General features: G+C 74.2%; 9 protein-coding genes and 1 pseudogene. 4 read left to right on the top strand and 6 right to left on the bottom strand.

Going from position 1 to position 13,666, the window contains the following annotated elements; translation table 11 throughout:
- On the top strand, positions 1-309 hold a 309-nt coding region (locus UK82_RS28270; protein ID WP_055410351.1), incomplete at its 5' end, for an IS256 family transposase.
- Between the two features lie 566 nt (positions 310-875).
- Here UK82_RS28270 and UK82_RS28260 read toward each other — a convergent pair.
- The 3 genes and pseudogenes from UK82_RS28260 to UK82_RS32095 all read right to left on the bottom strand — a co-directional run.
- Positions 876-2,498: a precorrin-2 C(20)-methyltransferase gene (locus UK82_RS28260; RefSeq protein WP_055410341.1), complete on the bottom strand. Its 1,623-nt coding sequence runs from the start codon at positions 2,496-2,498 to the stop codon at positions 876-878.
- Entirely contained in the window at positions 2,495-3,151 is a 657-nt protein-coding gene (locus UK82_RS28255) for a precorrin-8X methylmutase (RefSeq protein ID WP_044887547.1), read from the bottom strand. The genes UK82_RS28260 and UK82_RS28255 overlap by 4 nt, the downstream gene beginning before the upstream one ends.
- A gap of 468 nt (positions 3,152-3,619) precedes the next feature.
- Positions 3,620-4,564, bottom strand: a pseudogene (locus tag UK82_RS32095) (nitrite reductase); the annotation flags it as partial.
- A gap of 176 nt (positions 4,565-4,740) precedes the next feature.
- Between UK82_RS32095 and cobN the strand changes: the two are divergent.
- Together cobN and UK82_RS28240 are read left to right on the top strand one after the other, a co-directional pair.
- On the top strand, positions 4,741-8,538 hold the full coding sequence (gene cobN, locus UK82_RS28245; RefSeq protein ID WP_055410340.1) for a cobaltochelatase subunit CobN: 3,798 nt from the start codon (positions 4,741-4,743) through the stop codon (positions 8,536-8,538).
- A 214-nt stretch (positions 8,539-8,752) separates the two neighbouring features.
- The gene (locus UK82_RS28240; RefSeq protein ID WP_082122197.1) at positions 8,753-9,577 is read left to right on the top strand and encodes a response regulator transcription factor; all 825 of its coding nucleotides are present in this window, start codon (positions 8,753-8,755) and stop codon (positions 9,575-9,577) included.
- Here UK82_RS28240 and UK82_RS28235 read toward each other — a convergent pair.
- Together UK82_RS28235 and UK82_RS28230 are read right to left on the bottom strand one after the other, a co-directional pair.
- A complete protein-coding gene (locus tag UK82_RS28235; protein ID WP_055410338.1) occupies positions 9,567-10,544 on the bottom strand; it encodes an aldo/keto reductase in 978 nt (325 codons plus the stop codon). The genes UK82_RS28240 and UK82_RS28235 overlap by 11 nt on opposite strands.
- Positions 10,544-11,149, bottom strand: coding sequence for a MerR family transcriptional regulator (locus UK82_RS28230; protein WP_236706548.1), 606 nt, complete (start codon positions 11,147-11,149; stop codon positions 10,544-10,546). The genes UK82_RS28235 and UK82_RS28230 overlap by 1 nt, the downstream gene beginning before the upstream one ends.
- 152 nt (positions 11,150-11,301) lie before the next feature.
- Between UK82_RS28230 and UK82_RS28225 the strand changes: the two genes are divergently transcribed.
- The gene (locus UK82_RS28225; RefSeq protein ID WP_236706547.1) at positions 11,302-11,679 is read left to right on the top strand and encodes an ArsR family transcriptional regulator; all 378 of its coding nucleotides are present in this window, start codon (positions 11,302-11,304) and stop codon (positions 11,677-11,679) included.
- Between the two features lie 168 nt (positions 11,680-11,847).
- Here the strand turns inward: UK82_RS28225 and UK82_RS28220 are convergent, their stop codons facing one another.
- Positions 11,848-13,635, bottom strand: a complete 1,788-nt coding sequence (locus UK82_RS28220; protein WP_236706546.1) for a bifunctional 3-(3-hydroxy-phenyl)propionate/3-hydroxycinnamic acid hydroxylase — start codon at positions 13,633-13,635, stop codon at positions 11,848-11,850.
- Positions 13,636-13,666: the final 31 nt, after the last annotated feature.

The raw sequence follows: 13,666 nt of genomic DNA, 5'->3' as shown, positions 1-13,666 counted from the left end.
CAGTATCCCGGAGCGGTCGACGTGTGGCGTCACGCCTGGCCGGAGTTCATTCCGTTCCTCGACTACCCACCCGAGCTCCGGAAGATCGTGTACACGACCAATGCGATCGAGTCGATGAACTTCCAGCTCCGGAAAATCACGAAGAACCGCGGGCATTTTCCCGACCGTGACGCGGCGATGAAGCTACTCTACCTCGGGCTTCGCAACATATCGAGTCAGCGGGGCGGCGAGTCCGGCACCGGAACCCACGGATGGAAAATCGCACTCAACACGCTCTCCAGCCTCTTCCCCGGACGCCTACCTTTCTGATAGTGTGAACGCGNAAGCTAAGCTATTCACCTCTGGCTTACACGGAAATCGTGACAGGCTCTCGGACCGCGCGCGGCGGGCGGCACGCGGGGGTCCTGGGCGGACCCACGACACCGACCACCTGCTCCTGCTCTGCTCCGCCCACCATCACACGATCCACGACGACAACATCGCCCTCACCCGAACCCCCGACGGCACCGCCCACGCCCACACCCCCGACGGCCGCACCCCCACCCCACCCCTCGACCCCGGCCCCCACCCCACCAGCACCCTCGCCGACACCACCCGACACATCCCGACACATCAACCCCACCGCCATCCACACCCCCGACGGCGGCCCACCGAACCTCCACGACTCCATCCACGCCATCCTCCACACCAACCGGCCCAACCCAGGCCCCCAGCACTCGACCTCCGAGACAACGCCTCCACACAGTCAAGCTGCCTAACTAGATCACTTGGTGCGGCCCCGCGGAACCGACTCCCGAGCACTTCCGCACCCAGACCAACCAACACCCCATCGGGCCGGCGAGAAGATCGTTACTGCTTCTTCCCCGACCCGCACCTCACGGTGCCGGGTAGCGGCGGGGGGTGAAGACGAGGTCTCGGCCGGTGCCGCGGCGGACGATCCGCGTCGTCGAGGAGCCGACGAGCAGCAGGCAGCGCATGTCGACCACGCCCGGGTCAAGATCGCCGAGGGTCGTCACGGTGACGGTCTCGGTGGGGCCGCCGACGTCGCGACCGATCACCACCGGGGTGTCCGGCGCGCGGTGCTCCAGCAGCGCCGCGCGGGCCAGTTCGAGCTGCTCGCGGCGTGTCCGCGACGCCGGGTTGTAGATGGCGAGGACGAGGTCGGCCGCCGCGGCGGCGCGCAACCGCCCCTCGATGACCTCCCACGGCTTGAGCCGGTCGGACAGCGACAGCACGCAGAAGTCGTGGCCGAGCGGCGCGCCGACCCGGCTCGCCACCGCCTGGGCGGCGGTCAGCCCGGGCACGACCCGCACGTCGACGTGGGCGAACCGCCGCTGCGCCGCGGCCTCGACGACCGCGGTCGCCATCGCGAAGACGCCGGGGTCACCGGAGGACACCACCGCGACGTTCGCCCCGGCGGCGGCCAGCTCCAGTGCGAGCTCGGCGCGTTCCGCCTCGACCGTGTTGCCCGACGGGTGTCGGCGCTGGCGCGGATCGGCGGGCACCCGGTCGAGGTAGGGGCCGTAGCCGATGAGGTCGTCGGCGGCGGCGAGTGCGGCGGCGGCCTGCGGGGTCAACCAGCCCTGCGCGCCCGGGCCGAGCCCGATCACGACGACCTCACCGACCTCGACGGCGCGGGGCGCATCGGTGGCCTCCCCGACCGCCGGCGTCGGCGCCGGCTGGCTCGCGGCGCCGACGAGCACCCAGTCGGCCTGGCCGGCGCGCAGCGGCGCCGGATCGTCCGGGCCGCGCACCGGGCTCGGCAGCACGGCCAGGGAGAAGTAGGGCACGGTGGCCGGGTCGACCTCGCCGAGCGGGGCGATCCGCTGACCGGCGGTCGTCGCCCGCTCGACGTACCAGGTGTCGGCGAGCCGGCCGGCGTCGGTGAAGGCGTCGCGAACGCCGGGGAAGGTCCGGCCCATCTTGAGCACGACCGCGGTGTCTGTGCCGGCGATGCGCTCGGCGAGGATCTGCGGCGTCAGCGTGCCCGGCAGGACGGTGAGGACCTCGTTGCCCTCGACGAGCGGGCGGCCGAGCACCGCGCAGCCCGCCGACAACGACGTCACCCCGGGCACGACCTCGGTCGGGTAGCGATCGGCGAGACGGCGGTGCAGGTGGATGAACGACCCGTAGAAGAACGGGTCGCCCTCGCTGAGGACGACGACGGTCCGGCCGGCGTCGAGGTGGGCCGCCAGCCGCTTGGCGCAGTCCTCGTAGAACTCGTCGATCGCCCCCCGGTAGCCGCCGGGATGACTGGTCGTCTCCGTGGTGACCGGGTAGACCAACGCCTCCTCGATCTGGTCGCCGCGCAGGTGCGAGGCGGCGATCGACCTGGCGATGCTGCGACCGTGCCGGGCGCTGTGATAGGCGATCACGTCGGCGTCGTGGATGAGCCGCGCCGCCCGCAGCGTCATCAGCTCGGGGTCACCGGGACCGACCCCGACCCCCCACAGCCGGCCCGTCGAGCTGGCCTCCGCCGATTCACGCGGGTCGCTCATTCGTCCTCACTGGCGATCGCGTTGACGGCGGCGACGGCCATCGCGCTGCCACCGCGCCGGCCGTGCACGACGAGGAACTCCAGGCCCGCCGGATCATCGGCGAGCGCCTGCTTCGATTCGGCCGCGCCGATGAAGCCCACCGGGACGCCGAGGACGGCCGCCGGCCGTGGCGCGCCGGCCGCGACGAGTTCCAGCAGCCGGAACAGCGCGGTCGGGGCGTTGCCGATCGCGACGACAGCGCCGGCGAGGCGCTCGCCCCACAGGTCGACCGCCGCGGCGCTGCGGGTCGTGCCCAGCTCTGCGGCGAGGCCCGGCACCCGCGGGTCGCCGAGCAGGCACAGCACGTCGTTGCCGGCGGGCAGCCGGCGGCGGGTCACCCCCGCGGCGACCATCTGGGCGTCGCACAGCACCGGCGCGCCGGCCAGCAGGGCCGCCCGGGCCGCGGCGACCACGCCGGGGCTGAAGGCCACATCGTCGACGAGGTCGACCATGCCGCAGGAATGAATCATGCGGACGGCGACGCGGGCGACGTCGACGGGTAGCCCGTCGAGACGGGCCTCGGCGCGGATCGTCGCGAACGAACGACGGTAGATCTCCGCGCCGTCCCGGACGTAGTCGGGACGCGGCGTTCCGGCCGCCATCGCCACCTCCATCAACGATTCTCCCGTCCATCCCGACGCGGAACGATTCTCCCGTCCATCCCGACGCGGGCGGGCAACCGACCGCTGCGCCGCCACCACGTCGACGAGCGCGTCCCAGTCGACGGCCGACACCTCACCCGGGAGGGCGCCGTCCGACCAGGGCACCAGCGTCCCGCTGCCGGCACAGCGGCGGACCCGGTAGCCGATGGCATCGGCGACGACCTCGACCACCTCGCCGGCCAGCTGGCCGCACCGGCGAGCGCAGCCCGACCAGTGCACGGGCAGCCGATCCCGACGGTGCCGCGGTCCGTCGCCCGGCGAGGGAGGCCGCCCCGGGGCGCTACCTGCCCCCGCCGATCGGCCGGCATCGCGGCGAACGTCGGCGAGCGCCTTGGCGCATCCCGGCCGCCCGGCGCAGCTCGTGACCCCGACCCAGCCCGAGTCCGCGTCGACGACGAGGCCCGTGGCGGCCAGCCGGTCCGATTCCCGCGCCACTGCCGCAGCGTCGAGGTCGCGCAGCACGACCGACCGCCACGGTGTCACCATCACCTGGCCGTCACCGTCAGCCTCGGCGACCGCGGCGAGCAGGTCGAGCTGGTCGGCCCGCAGCCGCCCGAGCGGGACGAGCGCGGTCAACGCCCATCGACCGTCCCGCTGGCGGTGCCGACCCGGCCGGGCGCCCGGCGGTCCACCGCCGACATCAACACCGGCGCCGACATCAACACCGGCGCCGACATCAACACCGGCGGCGACATCGACACCAGCGGCGGCTGCGGCTGCGGCGAGCAGGCGATCCCGCCCGGTGGGCAGCTCGGCGACGCGCCAGGCTGTCGCGGCGGCGCCCCCGGCGGTGCGGACGTCGAGGAAGGCCCGGGCGGCGGCGAGCAGCGCGGGCACGGCGGCGCGGTCCGGCATCCGCAGCGCGGTCGGCCCGCCAGCGACAGTCGGCCCGCCAGCGACGATCAGCATCGTCTCCCCCGCCGGCAGGGCGCGCAGGGCGAGGTCGGCGGGCAGTTCGGCCAGGTCGCCGCTGCCGTCGTCGACGGCGAAGAGCATCCGCCCGGGCAGGGCGGCGAGCTGCGGGTCCGCGCACAGCCCCGCGTCGAGGGCGTCGACGAGCGAGGCGATGTCCCGCACCCCGGCGGCGGCGCGCCCGGACAACGGGGAGCCGACGATGTTGCGGACCCGCTCGTGGGTGGTCGACGGCAACAACCCGACCGCCCCGGCCCGCGCGGCGAGGACCGCGGCGGCGCCGTCGGCGAGGCCGCGAAGCTGCACGTTCCCCCGGGAGGTCAGTTCCAGGAAACCGTCAGCGACATCCCGGGCGCAGGCCGCGAGCGCGCGCGCCGTGCCGCTGTCGAGGGCTCCGCCGGGAATCCGCAGCCGGGCGAGCGCGCCGTCCGCGGCCGGATGCGTCCGCAGCACGCCGGGGCAGGCGTCATGGGCGCGCTCCCGCGGGCTGGTGGGCACCGGCGGAGCATACGTGCCTCGCCCGGCACCTGTCGGTTGATCGTTGTTCGTGGCGGTATCCGCACAGCGCTTGACACACCCAGCGGCCGTTCTGCGATGGTGAGGCGCCCAACCCCGGGAGAGGCAGCACCATGACCCCTGCGCCCAGCACGCCGTCCGAGTTCACCGCCGAAAGCGAGCTCGACGCCGTCGTCCTGCTGCTGTCGACGTCGGACACCGACCTGCTCTCCGCGCGGGCCAGCGGCGCCCGCTACCGGCTCGGCAACCCGGCCCGCCTCGACGTCACCGACGCCAGCGACGCCAGCGACCTCGACGAGCTGACCGACGGCGTGGACGTGATCGTCGTGCGCATCCTCGGCGGACGGCGGATGTGGGAGGAGGGCCTGGCCGCCCTGCTCGCCGGGCCGCGGCCGGTGGTCGTCCTCGGCGGGGAGCGGGCCCCGGACGCGGAGCTCATGGCCATCTCCACGGTGCCGGCGGGCATCTGCGCCGAGGCGCACGCCTACCTCGCCGAGGGCGGGCCGGCCAACCTCGGCGAGCTGCACCGCTTCCTCGCCGACACGCTGCTGCTCACCGGCGGCGGGTTCGCCCCGCCGGTGACGACCCCGGCCTGGGGCGTGCTCGACCGGCCCGCCGCAGCTCAACCGGCACCGACAGCTCAACCGGCACCGACGGCCGCCGACCAGGGCAGCCCGGTGATCGGGGTGTTGTACTACCGAGCGCATCACGTCGCCGGCAACACGGCGTTCGTCGAGGAGCTGTGCGCCGCGGTCGAGCGGGCCGGCGGCGTGCCGCTGCCGGTGTACTGCGCGTCGCTGCGCACCGCCGAGCCGGACCTGCTCGCCACGCTCGGCCGGGCCGACGCCCTCGTCGTCACGGTGCTCGCCGCGGGCGGCAGCCAGCCGGCGCGGGCCGCCGCCGGCGGCGACGACGAGGCGTGGGACGTCGGGGCGCTGGCGGCGCTGGACATCCCGATCCTGCAGGGGTTGTGCCTGACCGGCGGCCGGGCGGCGTGGGCGGACTCCGACGACGGGCTGTCGCCGCTGGACGCCGCCACCCAGGTCGCGATCCCCGAGTTCGACGGCCGTCTGATCACCGTGCCGTTCTCCTTCAAGGAGGTCGACCCCGACGGGCTGACCAGCTACGTCGCCGATCCCGAGCGGGCCGACCGGGTCGCCGGCATCGCGGTCGCGCACGGCCGGCTGCGGCACGTCGCGCCCGCCGGACGGCGGGTCGCGCTGATGCTGTCGGCGTACCCGACGAAGCACTCCCGGATCGGCAACGCCGTGGGCCTCGACACCCCGGCGAGCACCGTGCGGCTGCTGCGCGAGATGCGCGCCGCCGGGTACGACGTCGGTCCCGCCGACGGCCCGGACGCCCTGCCGGGGGTCGCCGCGCAGGACGGCGACGCCCTCATCCACGCGATCATCGCGGCGGGCGGGCAGGACCCGGCGTGGCTGACCGCGGCGCAGCTCGCCGGCAACCCGGTGCGGATCTCCGCGGCCGCCTACCGGGCCTGGTACGCAACGCTGCCCGCCGACCTGCGGGCCAGCGTCGAGCGGCACTGGGGGCCGCCGCCGGGCGAGCTGTACGTCGACCGCACCCGCGACCCGGACGGCGAGATCGTCCTCGCCGCGCTGCGGGCCGGCAACGTCGTGCTGCTGGTCCAGCCGCCGCGCGGCTTCGGGGAGAACCCGGTGGCGATCTACCACGACCCGGACCTGGCTCCCAGCCATCACTACCTGGCCGCCTACCGCTGGCTCGCCGCCCCGGCGGCGGCCGGGGGCTTCGGCGCGCACGCCGTCGTCCATCTCGGCAAGCACGGGACGCTGGAGTGGCTGCCCGGCAAGACGGTGGGGATGAGCGCGTCCTGCCCGACGGACGCGGCCCTCGGCGACCTGCCGCTGATCTACCCGTTCCTCGTCAACGACCCCGGCGAGGGCACGCAGGCCAAGCGGCGGGCGCACGCGACCCTGGTCGACCATCTCGTCCCGCCGATGGCACGGGCGGAGAGCTACGGCGACCTGGCCCGCCTGGAGCAGCTCCTCGACGAGCACGCCTCGATCGCGGCGATGGATCCGGCGAAGCTCCCGGCGATCCGCGCCCAGATCTGGACCCTCATCCAGGCCGCCCGGCTGGACCACGACCTGGGCCTGGCCGACCGGCCGCACGACGCCGAGTTCGACGACTTCCTGCTGCATGTCGACGGCTGGCTGTGCGAGGTCAAGGACGCGCAGATCCGCGACGGCCTGCACGTGCTCGGCGTCGCCCCGGCCGGCGAGGCGCGGATCAACCTCGTCCTCGCGATGCTGCGGGCCCGCCAGATGTGGGGCGGCCAGCGGACGCTGCCGGGGCTGCGCGAGGCCCTCGGCCTGGCCGAGGACGACAGCGCCGCCCGCGCCGACGTCGACGCCACCGAGCGCACCGCGCTCGCGCTGGTCACCGCGATGGAGGACCGCGGCTGGGAGCCCGCCGCCGTCCCCGCCGCCCTCGACGCCGTCCTGCCCGCGGCACCAGCCGGCCCCGAGGAGGAACCGGAACCACCCGCGGATGCGCGGCGAGAGGCGGTCGGGGCGGTGCTGCGTTTCGCCGCCACCGAGATCGTGCCGCGGCTCGCGCGGACGACCGACGAGATCGCGAGCGTCCTGCACGCCCTCGACGGCGGCTACGTCCCGGCCGGCCCCAGCGGCTCCCCGCTGCGTGGCCTGGTCAACGTGCTGCCCACCGGCCGCAACTTCTACTCCGTCGACCCGAAGGCGGTCCCCAGCCGGTTGGCGTGGGAGACCGGCCAGGCGATGGCGACGTCGCTGCTGGACCGTTACCGGGCCGACACCGGCGACTGGCCGCAGTCCGTCGGGCTGTCCGTCTGGGGCACCAGCGCGATGCGCACGTCCGGCGACGACGTCGCCGAGGTGCTCGCCCTGCTCGGCATCCGGCCCGTCTGGGACGACGCGTCGCGCCGGGTCAGCGGGCTGGAACCGATCGGCCTGGCGGAGCTCGCCCGCCCCCGCATCGACGTGACCGTGCGCATCAGCGGCTTCTTCCGCGACGCCTTCCCGCATGTGGTCGCGATGCTCGACGACGCGGTGCGGATGGCCGCCGGTCTCGACGAACCCGACGAGGACAACCACGTCCGCGCCCACGCCCGCGCGGACCTGGCGACCCACGGCGACGAGCGGCGGGCGACGCTGCGCATCTTCGGGTCGAAACCCGGGGCGTACGGCGCCGGGCTGCTGCCACTGATCGACAGCCGCAACTGGCGCGACGACGCCGACCTCGCCGAGGTCTACGCCACCTGGGGCGGCTACGCCTACGGGCGCGGCGTCGACGGCGCCCCCGCCCGTGCCGACATGGAGGCCGCCTACCGGCGCATCGCGGTGGCGGCGAAGAACGTCGACACCCGCGAGCACGACATCGCCGACTCCGACGACTACTTCCAGTACCACGGCGGGATGGTCGCGACGGTGCGGGCCCTGACCGGCCGGGCGCCCGCCGCCTACATCGGCGACAGCACCCGGCCCGAGGCCGTGCGCACCCGGACCCTGACCGAGGAGACCTCCCGGGTCTTCCGCGCCCGGGTGGTGAACCCCCGCTGGCTGGCGGCGATGCGCCGCCACGGCTACAAGGGCGCGTTCGAGATGGCCGCCACCGTCGACTACCTGTTCGGCTACGACGCCACCGCCGGCGTGGTCGCCGACTGGATGTACGAGCGGCTCGCCGCGACCTACGCCCTCGACGCCGACAGCCAGAAGTTCTTCACCGAGTCCAACCCCTGGGCGCTGCACGGCATCACCGAACGGCTGCTGGAGGCCGCCGCCCGGGGTATGTGGCAGCATCCCGAGCCCGCCACCCTCGACGCCCTGCAGGAGCTCTACCTTCGTACCGAAGGCGACCTGGAGGACGGCGCCGCGGGCGCCGGGCCGGCCTGACCCGATCGGGCCGGGCCGGGCTGCCCGCGCCGGGCGGACCAGCGGTACCCCCGTCCGGGGCCGTTCGGCCACCGGTCGGATGTGCCGAATGGCATGTCGGGAGCCGTCGAGGGCCTTGTCAGCCCTGGTTTCCCGGCGCGGACGGGGTCGGTGGGCCCTGGTCCGGACGGGCCTCGGAGGGGACAACCAGGCCGGATCCGGGAAAATAACCAAGGTGCGGACGACACTTCTGCTGGTGGGGGACGAGGCCGCCCTGCGGCGCGACCTGGTGCCCGCCCTGCTCGGCGAGGGCTATGGCGTCGACACGGCCGGGACCGGCGAGCAGGCCCTCGCCCTGCTGGCCGCGCGCGGCGCGCATCTCGTGCTGACCTGCCTGCCGCTGGCCACCGATGTGCTGTGGCTGGACGAGCTGGTGTTCGGGCCGGCCGGCGATGATCGGTCGGCTCCGGACGACCCGGGTCGGGCCGCGCCGATGGACGGGCTGGAGTTCTGTCGCCGGCTGCGCGCCGCCGGCGACGTCCCCCTCGTCGTCGTCGCCGACCGGCTGGACCCGACCGGCGTCGTCGCGGCCCTGGAGGCCGGTGCCGACGACTACGTCACCGCTCCCCCGGTCACCCCGGAGGTGCTGGCGCGGCTGCGGGCCCTGCTGCGCCGCGTCCATCCGGAGCAGGCGACGGCGAGCGCGCTGAGCGTCGGCGACCTGCAGATCCGCCCGGCCGAGGGGACCGTCAGCCGGCGCGGCGAGGACCAGCACCTGACCCGCACCGAGTTCCGGCTGCTGTGCGAACTCGCCGTGGCGGGCGGCCGGGCCGTCACCCGCCAGCAGCTCCTGGAACGGATCTGGGGCTACGACTACTTCGGCGGGGCGCGGATGCTCGACGTCCACGTCCGCCGGCTGCGCCGCAAGGTGGAGGTGGATCCCTCCGCCCCGACCCACATCCTCACCGTGCGCGGCATCGGCTACCGCGTCTGCTCGGCCTCGCCTCCGCCGCTGGCTTCGGCCCCGCCCCCGGCCTCGGCGGCCTCGGTTACCCGTTGACCCCCGACATGTCGGGGTAGCGGGTGCCCGCCACCACGGACCCGGCGGCGCCGAGCCGCTGCGCCTCGGCGGGGGTGAGGGCGATCTCCGCCGCGGCGATGTTGTCCTCCAGGTAGCGGCGCCGCTTCGTGCCGGGGATCGGCACGACGTCGTCACCCTGGTGGTGCACCCAGGCCAGCGCGAGCTGCGCGGGCGTCACGCCCTTCTCGGCGGCGAGCTTGTCGATCTCGGCGACCACGGCGAGGTTCGCCGCCAGGTTCTCGCCGTTCATCCGCGGCATGTTCCGACGGAAGTCGTCGGCGGCGAAGTCCGCCGCCGAGCGGAAGGCGCCGGTGAGGAAGCCCCGTCCCAGCGGGCTGTAGGAGATGAACCCGATCCCGAGCTCGCGCAGGGTCGGCAGGATCTCCGCCTCCGGCTCGCGGGACCAGATCGAGTACTCGGTCTGCAGTGCGGTGATCGGCGTGACGGCGTGGGCTCGGCGGATGGTGGCCGGCGCCGCCTCGGACAGGCCGAGGTAGCGCACCTTCCCGGCGGCGACGAGCTCGGCCATCGCGCCGACGGTCTCCTCGATCGGCACCGTCGGATCGACCCGGTGCTGGTAGTACAGGTCGATGTGGTCGACGCCCAGCCGACGCAGCGACGCGTCGCAGGCCGAGCGGACGTACTCCGGCCGGCCGTCGATCCCCCGGGCGCTGGGGTCGGCCGGGTCGCGGACGATACCGAACTTGGTCGCGAGCACGACCTGGTCGCGGCGGTCGGCGATCGCCCGCCCGACGAGCTCCTCGTTGCGGTGCGGACCGTACATGTCGGCGGTGTCCAGCAGCGTGACGCCGAGGTCGAGCGCGCGGTGGATCGTGGCGACGGACTCGGCGTCGTCCCCGGCGCCGTAGAACTCGGACATGCCCATGCAGCCCAGGCCCTGGACGGAGACCTCCAGTCCCTGGCTGCCCAACGTGACCCTGCGCATCAGCGGTCGATCCTTTCCTGGTAGACAGCGATCTTCTTGTCGATGGCGGCGAGGTTGCGCTGGACCTCGTCGAGGCGCTCCAGCACTCGGCGGCGGTGCTCGGTGAGCAGCGCCAGGCGCTCGGCCTCGTTGCCCTCGCCCGCGCCGGCCAGCCGGGCGTAGCGGGCCATCTCCCGGATCGGCATGCCGGTCGTCCGCAACCGGGTCAGGAACGTGACCCAGCGGATGTCGTCGGCGGAGTAGCGCCGGTGCTGGGAGGTGGCCCGGGCGACCGGGTCCCGCATCAACCCGGCGCGTTCGTAGTAGCGCAGCGTGTGGGTGCTGACGCCGGTGGCCGCGGCGGCCTCGGCGATCGTCAGGGTGCCGGTGCCGCTGTCCCCCGCCAGCGGGTCGAACACCGGCTCCTCGCAGGCTGCGTGGGGCGGATCCCCCGGCTCGACCACGCCCGCCGGTTCGGATCGCGGCGGGACCTGGCGAAGCGGGGCCTGTCGGGACGAGGCCTGGCGCGACGTTGTCTGCCGGGGCGACGTTGTCTGGCGGGGAGGTGCCTGGCGGGGCGGGATGGTCGGGCTGGACGTCGTCGCGGGTGCTTCGAGCGTGGCCATGGGACCACGCTAGGACCTGGAGCGCACTCCAAGTCAAAACTCCCGCGATTCACCGCAGGACGACGCACACGATGCTCACAGGCCGCCAGGGACCGCCCCCACCCGCACTTGACAACCATCCGCGGCACGTGCAAAATTTTTTTTGCAGGTAGGTGGAGGTGATTGTGCGACAGCCTGAAGTCACTGGCGACGAGCTGTGTCGCCTCCTTGCGGTGCTCGCCAACCCCCATCGCCTCCGGACGATCGCGGCGCTGGTCGGTGGACGTGCCTATGTCAGCCAGCTCGCCCGGGACCTGGGGATGAGCCGTCCCCTTCTCCAGGTCCACCTTCGCCGGCTGGAGGCCGCCGGACTCGTCTCGCCGCACATCGAGGTATCCGAAGACGGTAAGGCCATGAAGTTCTACGAGATCGTGCCGTTCGCGCTCACCCTCACACCCGAGATGCTGGCGGCCGCCGCCCTAACCCTGACCATCGATGCGGACGGCGCGGCCGATCGACCCGTCCCCCCGTCGCGCAAGAACGGAGACTGACATGATCCAGAGTCTGGCGGACGCCGCCTCGGACGAGCACTCGTGGTCGATCGACGGAATGGTGTGGACGTTCGGTTCGCTGATCGTCTCCCTGTTGTTCGTGGCCGTCATCGCCTGGTATGCGGTGGCCCGCTCCCGCATGAAGGTCGCTTTGAGCAAGGAATCCAACTACCGCGAACTGGCTGACGGCGCGACCGACGCCCAATACCAGACGTCGGCGAAACTGACGGACATCGGCAAGCAGCTCGCGGAGATGAGCGGCCGCCTGACCAGCCTGGAACGGATTCTTCGCGAGGTCGAATAACGGGACGCCGGCCGAGCCGCCCACGGAGTGTCAGAGCCGCGCGTGGCCGGCGGGGTGGGCAGGTCGGTACCTCGCAGCGGCGCCGCGACGAGGCCGGCGAGGTAGCGGTCGGGTCGGACGAGCGCGATCGGGAGCGGGCGGCGGGTGCGCAGCGCGTGCAGCAGCGTGCCGTCGAGGTCCTCGACCGCCGGGCAGGAGACGTCGCTGACGGCCCGCAGACCGCCGGGGGCGACGACGGTGAGCGCGGTGGCGGCCCGCCGGTCGACCCAGTCCCGCGCGGCGGGGTCCAGGCCGGCGGTCGGGTCGATCCCGTGGCCGATCAGCGTCCAGGCGTCGGTGAGCAGATCGTCGAGGCGGATGACGCGGCCGTCCATGGTGCGCAGCCGCGGGTTCGGCAGGATCCGCCCGGCGGCGGGACGGGTGCCGGCGACACCGCGGGGCAGCCGCGGCCGCGGTCGGGCCGCGCCGCCCCGCAGCGCACGGCGCAGGCCGGGGGCGTGGTCGAGGGTGACCAGCACGGACCGGGTGAGTCGGGACAGCCGCGGGTTCGTCGTCTGCACGACCCGGCCGACCCGCAGCGCCGCGGACGTCATCGCCTCGACGTGCGGGCGGCGTTCGCGTTCGTACTCGTCGAGCAGCTCCTCGCCGGCGAGCCCGCCGATGACCTCGGCGAGCCGCCAGGACAGCGCGGCGGCGTCGCGCAGCCCGGCGCCGAGGCCCTGGCCGGCGAACGGCGGCATGCTGTGCGCCGCGTCCCCGGCGAGCAGGATCCGGCCGACCCGCCAGCGCGCCGCCGTGCGGGCGTGGAACGTGTAGACGGCGGTGCGTACCACCCGCACCGTGTCCGGGTCCACCCAGTCGCTCAGCAGCGCGCGGACGCCGTCGGCCTGCGCCATCCGGGCCGGGTCCTCCCCGGGCAGCAGCATCCACTCCCAGCGGTGGCCGCCGGGCATCGGCATGGTGACCGCCGGGCGCCGCGGGTCGCAGACGAACGAGAAGTACGGCAGGTGTGCCAGCGGCGTCGGCGTCTCGACATCCACGACCAGCCAGGGCTGGGTGAAGGTCGACCCGGCGTAGTCGACGCCGAGCATGCCGCGCACCGGGCTCGAGGCGCCGTCGCAGCCGACCACCCAGCGGGCCCGCAGCCGGCTGCCGTCGTCCAGCTCGGCGGTGACCGTCCCGCCCGGATCACCCGGATCGCCCGGATCACCCGGATCGCCCGCGTCCGCCGGCTCGCCGGCCTGGTGCAGCGCCGTCACCGACCGGCCGAGATGCACGGTGACGCCGGGCAGGGTGGCGATGCCGGCGCGCAGGTCCCGCTCGAACGATGGCTGGTGGAAGAACGCCGCGACCGGGGTACCGAGCTCACTCTCCCCGAGGCCGAGCTCGATGAGCACGCGCCGGTTCGGCCCGAGGATGGCGCTGCGGCCGCTGGCGTGCACCCGGTCGAGGAAGCCGGCCAGGCCAGGCAGCCCGACCAGCAGCCGCAGCGTCTCCTCGTCGAGGCCCACGGCCCGGGGCAGCGGGAAGGGTTCCTTCTGCGGTTCGACGACGCCGACCGACAGGCCGCGCCGGCCGAGCAGCGCCGCCAGCACCGCGCCGACCGGCCCGTAGCCGACCACCAGCACATCCAGCACCGCGCCATCCGTCATCGCGCGCTCCTCCGCCTCGACTTCTACCAAC

This window comes from Frankia sp. ACN1ag, from assembly GCF_001414035.1.
In the GTDB taxonomy this organism is placed as follows: Bacteria; Actinomycetota; Actinomycetes; order Frankiales; family Frankiaceae; genus Frankia; species Frankia torreyi.
This window is presented reverse-complemented; position numbering and strand designations above follow the sequence as displayed.

Excerpts from the sequence above, each read along its gene's own strand:
- UK82_RS28230 (WP_236706548.1), bottom strand. The coding sequence starts at position 11,149 with ATGGCCACGCTCGAAGCACCCGCGACGACGTCCAGCCCGACCATCCCG.
- UK82_RS28255 (WP_044887547.1), bottom strand. The coding sequence starts at position 3,151 with ATGGAGGTGGCGATGGCGGCCGGAACGCCGCGTCCCGACTACGTCCGG.
- UK82_RS28220 (WP_236706546.1), bottom strand. The coding sequence starts at position 13,635 with ATGACGGATGGCGCGGTGCTGGATGTGCTGGTGGTCGGCTACGGGCCG.
- UK82_RS28235 (WP_055410338.1), bottom strand. The coding sequence starts at position 10,544 with ATGCGCAGGGTCACGTTGGGCAGCCAGGGACTGGAGGTCTCCGTCCAG.
- cobN (WP_055410340.1), top strand. The coding sequence starts at position 4,741 with ATGACCCCTGCGCCCAGCACGCCGTCCGAGTTCACCGCCGAAAGCGAG.
- UK82_RS28260 (WP_055410341.1), bottom strand. The coding sequence starts at position 2,498 with ATGAGCGACCCGCGTGAATCGGCGGAGGCCAGCTCGACGGGCCGGCTG.